We start from the raw sequence: 15,617 nt of genomic DNA, 5'->3' as shown, positions 1-15,617 counted from the left end.
TTTAGCCTTGCGAGATATCCCCATGACCCATCGTATTGTTATCGTCGGCGGCGGCGCCGGCGGCCTGGAGTTGGCTACCCGCCTGGGTAAGACTCTGGGCAAGCGCGGCACCGCCAGCGTAATGCTGGTCGACGCCAACCTCACCCACATCTGGAAACCGTTGCTACATGAAGTGGCCGCCGGCTCCCTGAACTCCTCCGAAGATGAACTCAACTATGTTGCCCAAGCCAAATGGAACCACTTCGAGTTCCAGCTGGGCCGCATGAGCGGGCTCGACCGCGAGCGCAAGAGAATCCAGCTGGCCGCCACCTACGATGAAAGTGGCGTAGAGCTGCTGCCTGCCCGGGAACTGGGCTACGACACCCTGGTGATCGCCGTTGGCAGCACCACCAATGACTTCGGCACCCAGGGCGCGGCCCAGCATTGCCTGTTCCTCGACACCCGCAAACAGGCAGAGCGCTTCCACCAGCAATTGCTCAACCACTACCTGCGCGCCCACGCAGGGCAAACAGATGCGATTGAACAGATCAGCGTGGCGATCGTAGGTGCCGGCGCCACCGGGGTCGAACTGGCCGCCGAACTGCACAACGCCGCCCACGAGCTGGCCGCCTATGGCCTGGACAAGATCAAGCCGGAAAACATGCACATCACCCTGATCGAAGCCGGCCCACGGGTGCTGCCTGCCCTGCCGGAGCGCATCGGCGGGCCTGTGCATAAAACCCTGGAGAAACTCGGGGTCAGGGTCATGACCAACGCTGCCGTGAGCGAGGTCACCGCCGAAAGCCTGATTACCGCCGACGGCCAGGTGATCCCCGCCAGCCTGAAAGTCTGGGCTGCCGGGATCCGCGCACCGGGGTTCCTCAAGGACATCGACGGCCTGGAAACCAACCGCATCAACCAGCTGCAAGTCCTGCCGACCCTGCAAACCAGCCGCGATGAAAACATCTTCGCCTTCGGTGACTGCGCGGCCTGCCCGCAACCCGGTAGCGATCGCAACGTGCCACCGCGGGCCCAGGCGGCTCACCAGCAGGCCTCACTGCTGGCCAAATCGCTCAAGTTGCGCATCGAAGGCAAGGCCCTGCCTGAATACAAGTACACCGACTACGGCTCACTGATCTCGCTGTCGCGCTTTTCGGCTGTGGGTAACTTGATGGGCAACCTGACCGGTAGCGTCATGCTCGAAGGCTGGTTGGCGCGGATGTTCTACATCTCGCTCTACCGCATGCACCAGATGGCGCTCTACGGCGCATTCCGCACCGCCATGCTGATGCTGGGCAGCCGGATTGGACGCGGGACGGATCCGAGGTTGAAGTTGCACTGATCCACATAAAAAATGCCCCGAACTGATCGGGGCATTTTTTTGCCTGCCGGTAGATGGCGAGCAAATTCGAGGCAAAAAAAATCCCCGTATCTTGCGATACGAGGACTTTAAATATGGTCGGGGTAAGGGGATTCGAACTCCTGACATCCTGCTCCCAAAGCAGGCGCGCTACCGGACTGCGCTATACCCCGGTAAAAAAAAGGCGACCTATTCAAGTCGCCTTCTTCGATCAGTGCTTTTGGCCTCTGATCTTAAGATTCGATTCCAGTGTTAGCTGGTCTCAAAAATGGTGGGTCGTGTGGGATTCGAACCTACGACCAATTGGTTAAAAGCCAACTGCTCTACCAACTGAGCTAACGACCCAAAAATGGTCGGGGTAAGGGGATTCGAACTCCTGACATCCTGCTCCCAAAGCAGGCGCGCTACCGGACTGCGCTATACCCCGGTTTGAAATTGGCTCCGTGACCAGGACTCGAACCTGGGACCCAATGATTAACAGTCATTTGCTCTACCGACTGAGCTATCACGGAACTACATATTTCAATTTGCAACATTTACTGCGTATTTCACTCTCTTCGACCCTGTCAGCATCGCTGCGTTCATGTCTCTGAGGCGCGCTATTCTACAATCTTAAAAACCCCTGTCAACCCTTTAAATTGCTTTTAAGACAATGATTTGCGACTTGTTTCAGATTTCTTCTTGGGGAGAAGGAACCGTTGGGCTGACATACTGCGGGGCGCACTTTACAAGCCTTTGCCTTTCAGTTCAACGCCCTATCGAAAAAAAAGGCCTCGCAATGCGAGGCCTTTTTCACAGCAACGTCCGTGTCGGTCAGGCAAAGACGATTTCGTCGTTTTCCACCGTTCCCTTGACCGTTGCTCCCGGCAAGAAGCTGCCAGAGAGAATCAACTGCGCCAGCGGGTTCTCGATCCAGCGCTGGATCGCACGTTTCAACGGCCGTGCACCATAGACCGGGTCGTAACCCACGGCGATCAGCTTGTCCAACGCCTCGTCGCTCAGTTCCAAGGTCAGCTCGCGCTCGGCCAGGCGGCTGCGCAGACGGCCCATCTGGATCTGGGTGATGCCAGCGATCTGATCCCGAGCCAATGGCTCGAAGATCACCACTTCGTCGATCCGGTTGATGAACTCCGGACGGAAATGGGTCGACACCGCATCCATCACCGCTGCACGCTGCGCTTCACGATCACCGACCAGTTCCTGGATCTGCGCCGAGCCCAGGTTGGAGGTCATGACGATCACCGTATTGCGGAAGTCCACGGTACGGCCATGGCTGTCGGTCAAGCGACCGTCTTCGAGCACCTGCAGCAACACGTTGAACACATCCGGGTGGGCCTTCTCGACCTCGTCCAGGAGGATCACCGAGTAAGGCTTGCGCCGTACCGCCTCGGTCAGGTAACCGCCTTCCTCATAGCCCACATAGCCTGGTGGCGCACCGATCAGGCGAGCGACCGAGTGTTTCTCCATGAATTCGGACATATCGATCCGCACCATGGCCTCTTCGGTATCGAAGAGGAACTCGGCCAAGGCCTTACACAGCTCGGTTTTACCCACACCGGTCGGGCCGAGGAACATGAACGAGCCGCTTGGCCGGTTCGGGTCGGACAACCCGGCACGGGAACGCCGCACTGCGTTGGCCACTGCCACCACCGCTTCGTTCTGGCCGATCACACGTTGGTGCAACAGGCTTTCCATTTTCAACAACTTGTCACGCTCACCTTCGAGCATTTTCGAGACCGGAATCCCGGTCCACTTGGAAACCACTTCGGCGATTTCTTCCTCAGTGACCTTACTGCGCAGCAATTGATTTTCGCTGTGACCGTGCTGGTCGACCATCTGCAGGCTGCGCTCCAGGTCCGGGATGACCCCGTACTGCAACTCGGCCATGCGATTCAGGTCACCCTTACGGCGTGCGGCTTCCAACTCCTGACGCGACTGCTCGATCTTCTGCTGGATCTGCGCCGAACCCTGCACTTCGGCTTTCTCCGAGGTCCAGATCTCCTCCAGGTCCGCGTATTCGCGCTCCAGCCGGACGATTTCTTCCTGGAGTTTCTCCAGGCGCTTGATCGCGGCTTCGTCGTCTTCTTTCTTCAACGCCTGGGACTCAACCTTGAGCTGAATCAAGCGCCGCTCCAGACGGTCCAGCACTTCCGGCTTGGAGTCGATCTCCATGCGGATGCGGCTGGCGGCCTCGTCGATCAGGTCGATGGCCTTGTCCGGCAATTGTCGATCAGTAATGTAGCGGTGGCTGAGCTTGGCCGCGGCAATGATCGCACCATCGGTAATCGCCACTTTATGGTGGACCTCATACCGCTCCTTGAGGCCACGCAGAATGGCGATCGTGTCTTCTTCGCTCGGTTCTTCCACCAGTACTTTCTGGAAGCGCCGCTCAAGGGCTGCGTCCTTCTCTATATATTGGCGGTACTCGTTGAGCGTGGTGGCGCCGACGCAATGCAGCTCGCCACGGGCCAGGGCCGGCTTGAGCATGTTGCCCGCATCCATGGAGCCCTCGCCCTTACCGGCGCCAACCATGGTGTGCAGCTCGTCGATAAACAGAATGATCTGCCCTTCCTGTTTCGACAGCTCATTGAGCAGGCCTTTGAGGCGCTCCTCGAACTCGCCGCGATACTTGGCACCGGCAATCAGCGCGCCCATATCCAGCGAGAGCAGACGCTTGCCTTTGAGGCCGTCCGGCACTTCACCATTGATGATGCGCTGGGCCAGGCCCTCGGCGATTGCCGTCTTACCCACGCCTGGCTCACCGATCAGCACCGGGTTGTTCTTGGTCCGCCGCTGCAGGACCTGGATGGTCCGGCGAATTTCGTCATCACGGCCGATTACCGGGTCGAGCTTGCCTTCTTCGGCACGCTTGGTCAGATCGACGGTGTATTTATCCAGGGCCTGGCGCGACTCCTCGACATTGGCGTCATTGACTGCCTCGCCGCCGCGAAGATTGTTGATGGCGTTTTCCAGGGCCTTTTTGCTCACGCCCTGGCCAAGCAACAACTTGCCAAGCTTGCTGTTCTCGTCCATGGCCGCGAGCAGCACCATCTCGCTGGAGATGAACTGGTCGCCTTTCTGCTGCGCCAGGCGATCGGCCTGATTGAGCAGACGCGCCAGATCCTGGGACATATTGACGTCGCCAGTAGGATTTTGGATTTTCGGCAGTTGGTCGAGCTCTTTGCTCAACTCCTTGCGCAGGCTGTTGATGTCGAAGCCCACTTGCATCAGCAGGGGTTTGATCGAACCACCCTGCTGCTCAAGCAATGCTTGCATCAAGTGCGCCGGCTCGATCGCGGGATGATCGAGACCGACCGCCAAAGATTGAGAATCGGACAGCGCCAACTGCAATTTGCTGGTTAAACGGTCTATACGCATTAGTCACCTTCCTTTTGAGCAGGCCGGAGCGATGGACACACCTAAATAAAGAAACCTGCCAGATACCCTTATAGATGCGGTCGATTCTGGGAGTTTCAAGCGCCTGACAATTGACGCAGGTCAGAAGAGTCTAGCGCTCGAGCCAGATAAGGGAGGCAAACCGTCCTGTACGAGGACTGCGACGGTAAGAATAGAAACGCGCGTCACTGACTGTGCAGTAATCGCCACCGTACACCGCCGTGACGCCGCGAGCCGCCAGGCGCAAGCGGGCCAGACTATAGATGTCGGCCATGAACTTGCCGGGATTGTGGCTTGGGACAAATGCCTGCTCGGCTTGCGCCAGTTGGCTGACGAAGGTTTCCCGCACCTCGGGGCCGACCTCGAAAGCCCGCGGACCGATAGCCGGTCCAAGCCAGACCAGCACCTCGGCCGGCGCAACGTCCAGCGTGTCGAGGGTGGCTTCCAGCACGCCGGCAGCCAGCCCGCGCCAACCGGCATGGGCCGCCGCGACACGGGTCCCGGCGCGATCGCAGAACAGCGCCGGCAGGCAGTCAGCGGTCATCGAGGCGCAGGCGATACCTGGCGTGGCCGTCCAGCTGGCATCGGCGCTGGCGATGACGGACGGATCCGCCTCGACCACGTCAATACCGTGGACCTGTCGCAGCCAGGCGGGCCTTATAGAGAAGTGATCCGTCAGGCGGCGACGATTCTCGGCAACAGCTTCGGGGCTGTCATCGACGTGGTCGCCCAGGTTGAGGCTGTCGAACGGCGCCAGGCTGACGCCGCCCGCACGGGTGGTGACACAGGCTTTCACCCCGGCCGGCGCAGGCCAGTCAGGAATCAGCCATTCACTCATCCGATGAACGCCTCGCGGTCTTGCTTGAGCAGGGTCAGCAACCAGACGAAGTCGTCCGGCAGTGGCGACTCCCAGCTCATACGCACGCCGGTGGTCGGATGATCCAGCTCCAGGAACCGCGCATGCAGCGCCTGACGCGGGAACGCCTTCAACGACTCGACCATGGTCACACTGGCCGCAGGCGGAATGCGGAAACGACCGCCGTAGGCCGGATCCCCGACCAACGGGAAGTTGATGTGAGCCATGTGCACCCGAATCTGGTGGGTACGACCGGTTTCCAGCTTGACCCGCACGTGGGTGTGGGAGCGGAAACGCTCAAGCACGCGGTAATGACTGACCGCCTGCTTGCCGCCTTCCATCACTGCCATGCGCTGGCGCTGCTGGCCGTGGCGACCGATGGGCGCGTTGATCTTGCCACCCGCCGTCACTACGCCAATCACGATGCACTCGTAGATCCGGCTGACGCTGCGGCTTTGCAGCTGGGTCACCAATTGGGTCTGGGCCTGAATGGTCTTGGCCACCACCATCAAACCGGTGGTGTCCTTGTCCAGGCGGTGGACGATGCCGGCGCGCGGCACATTGATGATGTCCGGAACATGGTGCAGCAAGGCATTGAGCAAGGTGCCATCAGCGTGCCCGGCAGCAGGGTGTACCACCAGGCCCGCGGGTTTGTTGATGACCAGGATATCGTCGTCTTCATAGACAATATCCAGCTCGATGTCCTGAGCGACCCATTCTCCCTGAGCTTCCTGCTCGGCGGTCAGCTCAAGAATCGCACCGCCATGCACAATGTCACGCGGCCGAATAACGGCTCCGTCCACAGTCAGGCGGCCGTCTTTGATCCAGGCGGAAAGGCGCGAGCGTGAATGCTCAGCGAATAATTGGGCGGCGACTTGATCGAGGCGTTGGCCGCCCAGTTCGGACGGCACCTCTGCGCGAAGTTCAATTTTATCGGACATGCTCAGACTAGGCGTCGGCACAGCCTTTGGTTTCGGCTGCGCGCTTGTGGTTAAATACGGCGTCTTTTGCCCCGAGGCTTTCAACGGGGCGCTCATCATAACAGGACGGCCCCGCCCAAGACAGCGGCCGTCATAGGGACGCAAGCCGCCATGCAAGTGAAACACCTGCTGCTGATCGCCATCCTCGCACTGACCGCTGCTTGCTCATCGAAGGAAGTCGTTGACGAAAACTTGAGCGAAGTCGAGCTGTACCAGCAGGCACAGGCCGACCTGGACAACCACAGCTATACCAGCGCTACCGCCAAGTTGAAGGCCCTGGAGTCGCGTTATCCGTTTGGTCGCTATGCCGACCAGGCACAGCTCGAGCTGATCTACGCCAACTACAAGAACGCCGAGCCGGAAGCCGCCAAGTCCGCCGCCGAGCGTTTCATTCGCCTGCATCCACAGCATCCGAACGTGGATTACGCCTATTACCTCAAGGGTCTGACCTCCTTTGACCAGGACGTCGGCCTGCTGGCTCGCTTCCTGCCCCTGGACATGACCAAACGTGACCCGGGTGCTGCCCGCGACTCCTACAACGAGTTCGCCCAGCTCACCAGCCGCTTCCCGAACAGCCGTTACGCTCCAGACGCCAAGCAGCGCATGATTTATCTGCGCAACCTGCTGGCCGCCTACGAGATCCACGTGGCTGACTACTACCTGACCCGTCAGGCCTATGTAGCGGCTGCCAACCGTGGCCGCTATGTGGTGGAGAACTTCCAGGAAACCCCTTCGGTCGGTGACGGCCTGGCGGTGATGACTGAGGCTTACCAGCGTCTGCACTTGGACGAGCTGGCCGCCACCAGCCTGGAAACCCTGAAGCTCAACTACCCGAACCACCCGAGCCTGGTTGATGGCCAGTTCGTGCCGCAAGTGGCCGAAGCCGACAACCGTTCGTGGCTGAGCAAGGCCACCCTGGGCCTGATCGAGTCGCGTCCACCGCTGCCGCCGGGCGAAACCCGCGCCAACCAGGACGTGGTCAAGCAGTTCCAGGACGCCAAGGACGCGATCCCTTCCGACCTCAAGCCTAAAGATGCCAACGGCGACGTGATCGAAGAAGAGCAGCATGAAGCCGAAGGCAACAACGACGATCGTTCGTGGTTCAGCTACATGACCTTCGGTGTGTTCGACTGATAGCACCGACGCCGTCAAGAAAAGGGAGACTTTCGAGTCTCCCTTTTTCATGCCCGTGTTTTATTGTTCTGTGCGCCCGCAGGGTCCTTGGCTAAACTGCGCCATCTTTCCTCATAAAGCTGGTTGCCATGGTTCGTCTACTGTTCTGGATCGCCCTGATTGCCGCTGCGGTATGGTTCTGGCGCAAATTCAAGCGCCAGGCATCCGCTGGCAGCCCACCCCCTGAGCAAAGCGCCACCCCCATGGTCCGCTGCGCCCAGTGCGGCCTGCATCTGCCCCGTGACCGAGCGCTGAGCCAACAGCAACAGTGGTACTGCAGCCAGACTCATCTGGAACAAGGGCCAGGCCCCGGCCACCGCTGAGGCCTCTGCGCCAGGGACAGTGCCGGTTCGCTGGCACAATGCCTGCCCAGCCACTGGTCCCACCCCGCCCTATTTGAGGAACAAAGCACCCGAATGGGCGTCTGACGCTGATTATTCAAGGCCTTAATCAGCGCATGAATCGGGTGATCGATAACTTTCCCACGCCTTCTTACCCATTAACTGACGAGCCTCAGAGCATTGGCCTGACGAGTCAGCGGCAACGCGCTGTCAGCCCCCTCTGGCCATCGAACAATTGGCTACACAAAAGGCGCCTCTGCCCCCGCCTCCCGAGCGTTTACAGGGCCTCGCCCCCCGGCGAACCCCGCAAGCAGCTCCTAGACTTCAACTCTCGCCAGGATGGCGAGCGCCCATGCCCTACCTGCGTTCACGGATGAAGTTTCAAGCAAACATGAGCCCACGGCACAAAGTACTGGTGGTCGATGATCAAGCGGAGGTTCGCGCGCTCCTGGAAATCAATCTGGGCCGCATGAACCTTCACACCCAGAGCGCCCGCAGCCTCGGCGAAGCTCGCCGGTGGCTGGCCGCCGGCCCCTTCGACCTGTGCCTGAGCGCCAGCCAGCTGCCGGACGGCACCGGCCTGGAGTTGTTGCAACACATTCAACAGCATCACCCCCAAGTCCAGACCGCAATGATCAGCGCCTGCGGCACCCCGGCCACTGTCATCGAGGGGGTCAAAGGCTCCAACAGCGATGGCTTGCCTACCCCGCTGGACCTCACACACCTGCGCGCCCTGATCAATCGCACCCTGCACCGACCCGGTGACAGTGGCGACAGCCCATTGCTTGGCGATTCGGAGCCCATGCGCACGCTGCGCCGACACATCGGCAAACTGGCCCAGAGCCAGGCTCCGGTCTATATCAGCGGCGAATCCGGCAGTGGCAAGGAGCTGGTGGCCCGGCTGATCCACGCCCAGGGTCCGCGGGCCGAGCAGCCGTGGGTGCCGGTGAACTGTGGCGCGATCCCGACGGAGCTGATGGAGAGCGAGTTTTTCGGCCACCGCAAGGGCAGCTTCAGCGGCGCTGTCAGCGACCAGCCCGGATTGTTCCAGGCGGCCCATGGCGGCACGCTGCTGCTGGATGAGGTGGCCGACCTGCCGCTGTCCATGCAGGTCAAGCTGCTCCGGGCACTTCAGGAAAAAGCCGTGCGTCGGGTCGGCAGCCAACAGGAGGTGGCGGTCGATGTGCGGATCCTCTGCGCCACCCACAAGAACCTGCAGGCCGAGGTCAGCGCTGGGCGCTTTCGCCAGGATCTCTACTACCGATTGAATGTGATCGAATTGCGGGTCCCGCCCCTGCGGGAACGCAAAGACGACATCGAGCCCCTGGCCAGGCGTGTTCTGCAAAGACTGACCGCCGAGCACGGCGCGCTGCCGACGCAGCTGCACGCCAATGCGCTGGCAGTGCTCAAGGACTATCACTTTCCCGGCAACGTGCGAGAACTGGAAAACCTGCTGGAGCGCGCCTACACCCTGTGCGACAACCGGCTGATCGAGCCACGGGACCTGGGGCTGGATGACCACTGGCCTGCCTGCGCCAGAACTGACCTGGCCCAGGTGACCCACCTTGACCAGCACCTGCAACAGGTTGAGCGCGAGCTGATCCTCCTGGCCCTGGAAGACACTCGCTGGAACCGCACGGCAGCGGCCCAGCGCCTGGGCCTGTCGTTTCGTTCGATGCGCTACCGGATGCAGAAACTCGGTCTGGATTAAAGCCGTCCGCTTGGCGCGTACGGCGCAGGATCGATGATCGGCTCGCGACCCAGCATCAGGTCGGTGAACAGCTGGCAGGAAGCCGGCGCCAGCACCAGGCCATTGCGGTAATGCCCGCAATTGAGCCACAAGCCACTGAACCCCGGCACCGGCCCGATGTAGGGAATACCTTCCGGCGACCCTGGCCGCAGGCCCGCCCAATGCCCCACCACCTCTGCCCCGGCCAGGGCGGGAATCAGCTCGACGGCAGACGCCTTGAGGCTCTCCAGCGCTGACTCGGTCGGGGTCTTGTCGAAGCCTTCATGCTCCAGGGTGCTGCCGATCAGGATATGCCCGTCCCGCCGCGGGATCGCATAACGACCCTTGGCCAAGACCATGCACGACAGGAAGTCCTCAGCGCACTTATAGAGGATCATCTGCCCCTTGACCGGCTCCACCGGCAGCGTCAGGCCCAGGCTGCCCAGCAACTCGCCGCTCCAGGCACCGGCGGCCAGCACCACTTGGTCGCCATGAACATCGCCGTTGGCGGTATGCACGCCGACAATCCGCTGCCCATCACGAATAAAACCACTGACCGCGCACTGTTCATGCACGGTGACGTCGGGCAGCGCCAGCAACGCCGCCCGGAGCGACTTCAGCAGGCGCGGGTTGCGCACATTGGCCACGTTGGCCATATAGATCGCCCGCGAAAAACCGGGGCCCAGCACCGGCACCGCACTATGGGTCGCGTCGATGTCCACCACGCTCAACGGCCGATTTTCACGCCGCGCCCACTCCAGCGCAGCGCTTTCATCATCCAGGTCCAGCCAGTAGAGCCCGGTGGTGTGAACCTGCGGATCAACGCCAGTACTGGCGAACAGACGCTCGGCCAGCTGTGGATAAAAATCCTGGGACCAGTGGGCCAGCGCGGTGACGGCAGGGCTGTAGCGCCAGGGGTAAAGCGGCGAGACGATGCCGCCACCCGCCCATGACGACTCTTGCCCCAGGTTCGAACGGTCCAACAGCACCACTCGCTGCCCGGCCGAAGCCAGATTGAACGCTGTCAGCAGGCCGATCACCCCGCCCCCAACCACCACCACTTGCTGTTGCTTAGCCATAGCCGATCCAGTCATTAAAAAGACGCTGGGCGCAGCACGCCCACCCAAAGGCTCAACGACCCCAGCAATCCTTGGCCGTCACACCCTCGGCCTGATTGCTGATGGTGGTGGCGCCGGTTTCGCTGATGCTGAAGCTGCCGCATTTATCCCCGGCCATTTGGCTCTCGGCCTCGGGCGTCGCGGTCAGCAGGAAGGTTTTGTCGGCCAGGGTCGCGGTGATGCTGTAGTCATCGTTACCGCTACTCAGGTCAGCGGCACCGGTATAGACGCCGTTTTTCGAATAGAAACGCTCAAGCAACTGCGCCTGGTCGGAGAGCAGGCCGGCGATCTCAGTGCGGTGCGGCTTCTTGGTGTATTCGGTAATGGCCGGAAGGCTCAAGGTGAGGACTAGCCCGATGATCGCAATCACGATCATGATTTCGATCAGGGTAAAACCTTGGTTGGATCTGCGCATGGGTGAATCTCGCTTACTGTATTTGTCGCCACATGATGCGGCGGCCGGCACTTCCCGGCGGTTGCGGCTGCGAGGCCAAAGGGTCATCGGCGCGGTTCAGGGGCTCGCCAGACGTGCCCGGGGCACTGCCATCCGGGCCTGGAACCTCACCCACAAACACCACCTCATCAGAGAGCAGGTCCGGGTCGCGACCTGCGTGGTCGAGCATCTTACCGCCGAACGGGCCGAGCTCCAGCAGTTTCCCGCGATCATTAGTCGAACAGGGGTCAACGGGATCAGGCAGACGGCGATGCTGCCCGCGCTCATAGGGCATCGGCACTGACCAGCCACTCGGCACCGGGTCCAGAGGCTGCACGCAAGGCGCAGCAGCGCCGCGCGCCTGAACAGGCAGCGCAAGCACCAGGCAGCAACCTGCCATGACCCGCCAGCGCGCCTTTCGCCAGCTCCGCACATGAGGCTCAATATTTGGCATAAATACTCTCCAGCACCGTGCGCGAATGCCCGGCCACACCCACCGCCGTGACCCGATACAGGGTGGCTGCGGTATGGGGCGGCAGGTTGACTGCATCAAGGGTTGCCCCCAGGTTCTGCACCCCGTAGAACCCCTGGTCGGTGGCAACCCAAGTCACGCCGGAATGGCTGTTGGCACCAGCGGCGGTCACGCCGGAAGACTCCGCAGGGGGTGGGCAACGTGCACAGGCAGGCAGCGTGTAATGCCCTTGCTGGACCGCCCCCTCACCCGCCCGCAGGGCCGACTCCGCGGCCTGGAACGACTGATTGCGCAAACTCAGGCTGGCGGCCATTTTTTCCTGCAGCGTCGCGTTACGCAGGGACGACACCCCGATCAAGGTGAGCAATAACAGGAACACCAGGCTGACCAGCAATGCCATGCCCTGCTGACGGCCACGCCCAAGCCGTGGTGGCTCTCTGCGCATCGCCATCACCGCAGCCGGTTGCGCAAGGCAGCCACCACGGTGAACGTCTGGCTAGCAACCCGCTGCAAAGGATCAGCCAGGGTCAGGCTCAGGCGCACACTGCGAATCAACTGCGGGTCTTCGGGGTTGGGGCTGTAGCGGGAAGCGCCCGTGTCCGACGCCGAACGGGCCATGCCAAAGCTGACCTCGAACGCTTCGACATCGCTCACCAGTACCGCCTGATCGTTGCCGGTACCGCTGCCCATCACCATCTGACGGTTGTCCAGGCGGTAGGACAGTCGACGGATCGCAAACGCCTGCTGCCCCACTCCCGCGACCCGGGCTCCGCTGTACGCGGTGGAGGTGTCACGGCAGTCGGACAGCACCGTCCAGGTCGGCACCCCACCATCCAGGCCAACGTCAGCGGTGACTAAAGTCAGGCGCCGACTGGCATTGTCCCAGCGCACCGGAGTCGCCGCATTGGCGGTAAAGTCCCCAGCCGCACTGGCATCAACCACCGTTGCCAGGCATCCGAACATCCCGACCATACGCACCTCCTGCATCAGCTTGCTCAGGACAAAACGCCCATCCTCCTGCAGGGTCGCCGCGGCGTTCTGGCTGAGGTAGGTGTTCTTGGCCGAAATGAAAATCCGTGTCACACCCAGCACCACCACCAGGCTCAAGGCCAGGGCCAGCATCATTTCGATCAGGCCGAAGCCGCGCATCGGCCCCTTCATGGCTGACCAGGCTCGTCGACCGCGACTCGGCTGCTCAGGACGAAGCTGCGTTGCGCCTCGGCAGCACCGCCCGCGCGGGTGTCATCCCAGGTCACGGTGATGGTGTACAGCCGCTGGTTTACGCTGATGCTGCCAGTGGCCGTCGGCCCGCCAAAACTGGCGATATTGCTCGCGAAGTCATAGAGATCCTGATCCCGGGCCTGCTCCAGGTTACCCGCGGCCGGCGTCGGCACGCTGTAGTCGGCGCCGGCATTGGCGCGAATCCGGTCCAGCATGTCGTAAGCCACAAAGCTGGCCTGGCTGGCCATCCGTGCACTGTCGGTGTACTTCAGCGCCTTGAGTTGGACCGCTGCCGCTCCCAGCAGCCCCACGCCCAGAATCAACAGCGCAACCAGCACTTCGATCAGGCTCATGCCGCGTTGCCCGCGCCTGTCAGTCATTGGCAGCTCCCTGCAAAAATAATCCGTCCATTGAGGCAGACGCTGATCGAGCGCTGCAGCGCCCCGCGTTCATAGCGGATCAGCAACGGTCGATCTGCCCCAGCCAGCCCCCCAAGCGGACTGAAAGCCACAGCATCGATGCCTGAGGGTAGCGCCAGAATCGCACCCCGAGAGAGCGCGGGAACAACCCGCAATACATTCGCCTGGGGCGCTGCGCCGTCATACACGCCGAGGGCAGCCGCCCATTGCCGCGAATCATCCATGGGCCGGAGGTGGGTGGTAATACCGCGCTCAATGGCCTCGAAACGCGCGTAATTGAGGGCTCGCAGTAATTCATTGAGCTCGCTGTCGGCCTGGCTGCGCTGCAACGATTGGCTGAATGCCGGAAGGATCAAGGTCAACAACAGCCCACCAATGGCCAGGGTCACCAACATCTCGATCAGGGTGAAACCCTTTGTACGCAAATTCATTGCCTGTCCTGCAAACGCCTTCGGCTATAACGGGCTACAACCTCGAACACTCATAGACCGGCTGTTTGCCGTTTTGCTCAATGCTCGCGCACGGATAGCGTTGGCATTCACCTTTCCAAGGAGGGAAAACCCATGGATCAAAGAGGTTTCAGTTTGATGGAGCTGCTGGCGGCGCTGGCACTGCTCGGCATGCTGCTGCAGTTTGGCGCCGCGTCATTGGGCCAGTTGTTGATCTCGAACCGCCAACAGGAGATGGCTCAAGGGCTCGCCAGCGGCCTGCGCCAAGCCCGCAGCGAGGCCATCCTGCGTCATACCACGACGGTGATTCAGGCACAGGACGACGACTGGGGGCAGGGCTGGCGGATCATCCTGGATGTCAGTGGCCGAGGGCCGCAGGACAGCGACAACCCGGTGCTGGTGGAGCACCTGGCGGGAGGAAAGGTCGTGGTGGTGGGCAATCGCCCGGTGAAGAGTTTCGTGCGTTTCAGCAGCCTGGGCCAGCCACTGTTACCCAGCGGAGCCTTCCAGGCCGGCACTCTGCATATCTGTGCCAGCGAGCAATCGACCAGCCAGTATCAGGTGGTGCTGGCCCGAACCGGGCGAGTCAGCCTGCGCAGCGAACAGGCCGGACAGGCCGTGTGCGCAGGCAGCGACTGATCAGAGCAGCGAGCGAACCCGCAGTTCCTTGGGCATGGAGAACGTGATGTTCTCCTCGCGGCCGGCCAATTCATCGGCACCGGTGGCGCCCCAGGCCTGCAACTGCTGGATCACGCCCCGTACCAGCACTTCCGGGGCCGATGCACCGGCGGTGATGCCGATCCGCTCGACACCGTCGAACCAGCTGCGCTGCATGTCTTCGGCACCGTCGATCAGGTAGGCCGGGGTGGCCATGCGCTCAGCCAGCTCACGCAGGCGGTTGGAATTGGAACTGTTGGGGCTGCCCACCACCAACACCACATCGCACTCGTTCGCCAGTTGCTTGACCGCATCCTGGCGGTTTTGCGTGGCGTAGCAGATGTCGTCCTTGCGCGGGCCACCAATGGCCGGAAAGCGCGTACGCAGCGCGTCGATCACCCGGCTGGTGTCGTCCATGGACAGGGTGGTCTGGGTCACGAAGGCCAGTTTCTCGGGGTTGCGCACCTGCAGGGCGGCGACGTCCTTCTCGTCTTCGACCAGGTAGATCGCGCCGCCATTGCTGGCGTCGTACTGGCCCATGGTGCCCTCGACTTCCGGGTGCCCGGCGTGGCCGATCAGGATGCACTCACGGCCGTCGCGGCTGTAGCGCGCGACCTCGATATGCACCTTGGTCACCAACGGACACGTGGCATCGAACACCTTGAGGCCACGGCCGGCAGCTTCGGTGCGCACGGCCTGGGAAACACCGTGGGCACTGAAGATCACAATGACGTCGTCCGGAACCTGTTCCAGCTCTTCGACAAAGATCGCGCCGCGAGCACGCAGATCTTCGACGACAAATTTGTTGTGCACCACTTCATGACGAACGTAGATCGGCGGTCCGAAGACCTCCAGGGCACGATTGACGATTTCGATCGCGCGGTCCACGCCGGCGCAGAAGCCACGGGGGTTGGCGAGTTTGATTTGCATGCTGTGCCTCGTGTCTTGCGCGCAAGAAGTTAGATCGTTGCCACTGTAGCGATGAATCCCCGGCAAGCGGGCGCCTAAAGCATAGGCGTCCGCTTGCCGGGGAT

16 protein-coding genes and 4 tRNA genes are annotated in these 15,617 nt (G+C 61.7%); 5 read left to right on the top strand and 15 right to left on the bottom strand.

From position 1 onward, the window contains the following. Positions 1-22 precede the first annotated feature (22 nt). Entirely contained in the window at positions 23-1,321 is a 1,299-nt protein-coding gene (locus MF4836_RS20460; protein ID WP_078471773.1) for an NAD(P)/FAD-dependent oxidoreductase, read from the top strand. A 114-nt stretch (positions 1,322-1,435) separates the two neighbouring features. On the opposite strand, the gene MF4836_RS20455 is transcribed toward MF4836_RS20460, so the two are convergent. From MF4836_RS20455 to rluD, 7 genes are all read right to left on the bottom strand, one after another. Then, positions 1,436-1,512, bottom strand: a tRNA-Pro gene (locus tag MF4836_RS20455). A 96-nt stretch (positions 1,513-1,608) separates the two neighbouring features. Continuing rightward, positions 1,609-1,684 (bottom strand) — tRNA-Lys (locus tag MF4836_RS20450). Between the two features lie 5 nt (positions 1,685-1,689). Then, positions 1,690-1,766: transfer RNA gene (locus MF4836_RS20445), tRNA-Pro, on the bottom strand. A gap of 9 nt (positions 1,767-1,775) precedes the next feature. After that, positions 1,776-1,851: transfer RNA gene (locus tag MF4836_RS20440), tRNA-Asn, on the bottom strand. Between the two features lie 301 nt (positions 1,852-2,152). After that, positions 2,153-4,717: an ATP-dependent chaperone ClpB gene (gene clpB, locus MF4836_RS20435; protein ID WP_020296469.1), complete on the bottom strand. Its 2,565-nt coding sequence runs from the start codon at positions 4,715-4,717 to the stop codon at positions 2,153-2,155. Between the two features lie 130 nt (positions 4,718-4,847). Continuing rightward, positions 4,848-5,573 (bottom strand): peptidoglycan editing factor PgeF, encoded by a 726-nt coding sequence (gene pgeF, locus MF4836_RS20430; protein ID WP_078471772.1) that lies wholly within the window; start codon positions 5,571-5,573, stop codon positions 4,848-4,850. Further along, a complete protein-coding gene (gene rluD / locus MF4836_RS20425) occupies positions 5,570-6,532 on the bottom strand; it encodes a 23S rRNA pseudouridine(1911/1915/1917) synthase RluD (RefSeq protein WP_020296467.1) in 963 nt (320 codons plus the stop codon). The genes pgeF and rluD overlap by 4 nt, the downstream gene beginning before the upstream one ends. A gap of 150 nt (positions 6,533-6,682) precedes the next feature. Between rluD and MF4836_RS20420 the strand changes: the two genes are divergently transcribed. From MF4836_RS20420 to MF4836_RS20410, 3 genes are all read left to right on the top strand, one after another. Further along, positions 6,683-7,705, top strand: coding sequence for an outer membrane protein assembly factor BamD (locus MF4836_RS20420; protein ID WP_078471771.1), 1,023 nt, complete (start codon positions 6,683-6,685; stop codon positions 7,703-7,705). Positions 7,706-7,833: 128 nt separating this feature from the next. Beyond that, positions 7,834-8,067, top strand: coding sequence for a PP0621 family protein (locus tag MF4836_RS20415; protein ID WP_020296465.1), 234 nt, complete (start codon positions 7,834-7,836; stop codon positions 8,065-8,067). 409 nt (positions 8,068-8,476) lie between these two features. After that, positions 8,477-9,796, top strand: a complete 1,320-nt coding sequence (locus MF4836_RS20410) for a sigma-54-dependent transcriptional regulator (RefSeq protein ID WP_078471828.1) — start codon at positions 8,477-8,479, stop codon at positions 9,794-9,796. Here MF4836_RS20410 and thiO read toward each other — a convergent pair. The 7 genes from thiO to MF4836_RS20375 are packed head-to-tail and all read right to left on the bottom strand — an operon-like array spanning position 9,793 to position 13,908. After that, positions 9,793-10,893, bottom strand: coding sequence for a glycine oxidase ThiO (thiO, locus tag MF4836_RS20405; RefSeq protein ID WP_078471770.1), 1,101 nt, complete (start codon positions 10,891-10,893; stop codon positions 9,793-9,795). The genes MF4836_RS20410 and thiO overlap by 4 nt on opposite strands. Before the next feature lie 52 nt (positions 10,894-10,945). Beyond that, positions 10,946-11,347: a type IV pilin protein gene (locus tag MF4836_RS20400; RefSeq protein WP_078471769.1), complete on the bottom strand. Its 402-nt coding sequence runs from the start codon at positions 11,345-11,347 to the stop codon at positions 10,946-10,948. Between the two features lie 13 nt (positions 11,348-11,360). Then, positions 11,361-11,747 (bottom strand): hypothetical protein, encoded by a 387-nt coding sequence (locus MF4836_RS35090; RefSeq protein ID WP_153050250.1) that lies wholly within the window; start codon positions 11,745-11,747, stop codon positions 11,361-11,363. A 58-nt stretch (positions 11,748-11,805) separates the two neighbouring features. Then, positions 11,806-12,282: a pilus assembly PilX family protein gene (locus MF4836_RS20390; RefSeq protein WP_238596169.1), complete on the bottom strand. Its 477-nt coding sequence runs from the start codon at positions 12,280-12,282 to the stop codon at positions 11,806-11,808. A gap of 5 nt (positions 12,283-12,287) precedes the next feature. After that, complete coding sequence (locus tag MF4836_RS20385) at positions 12,288-12,998, bottom strand: PilW family protein (protein ID WP_078471766.1); 711 nt, start codon at positions 12,996-12,998, stop codon at positions 12,288-12,290. Continuing rightward, positions 12,995-13,438, bottom strand: a complete 444-nt coding sequence (pilV, locus tag MF4836_RS20380) for a type IV pilus modification protein PilV (protein ID WP_078471765.1) — start codon at positions 13,436-13,438, stop codon at positions 12,995-12,997. The genes MF4836_RS20385 and pilV overlap by 4 nt, the downstream gene beginning before the upstream one ends. Further along, positions 13,435-13,908: a GspH/FimT family pseudopilin gene (locus tag MF4836_RS20375; protein WP_078471764.1), complete on the bottom strand. Its 474-nt coding sequence runs from the start codon at positions 13,906-13,908 to the stop codon at positions 13,435-13,437. The genes pilV and MF4836_RS20375 overlap by 4 nt, the downstream gene beginning before the upstream one ends. Before the next feature lie 132 nt (positions 13,909-14,040). Here MF4836_RS20375 and MF4836_RS20370 point away from each other — a divergent pair, with 132 nt between their 5' ends. Beyond that, positions 14,041-14,565: a GspH/FimT family protein gene (locus tag MF4836_RS20370; protein WP_078471763.1), complete on the top strand. Its 525-nt coding sequence runs from the start codon at positions 14,041-14,043 to the stop codon at positions 14,563-14,565. Here the strand turns inward: MF4836_RS20370 and ispH are convergent, their stop codons facing one another. After that, entirely contained in the window at positions 14,566-15,513 is a 948-nt protein-coding gene (gene ispH, locus MF4836_RS20365) for a 4-hydroxy-3-methylbut-2-enyl diphosphate reductase (protein WP_020296455.1), read from the bottom strand. Positions 15,514-15,617 lie beyond the last annotated feature (104 nt).

It is taken from the genome of Pseudomonas sp. MF4836 (genome assembly GCF_002018875.1).
Taxonomy (GTDB): Bacteria; Pseudomonadota; Gammaproteobacteria; order Pseudomonadales; family Pseudomonadaceae; genus Aquipseudomonas.
This window is presented reverse-complemented; position numbering and strand designations above follow the sequence as displayed.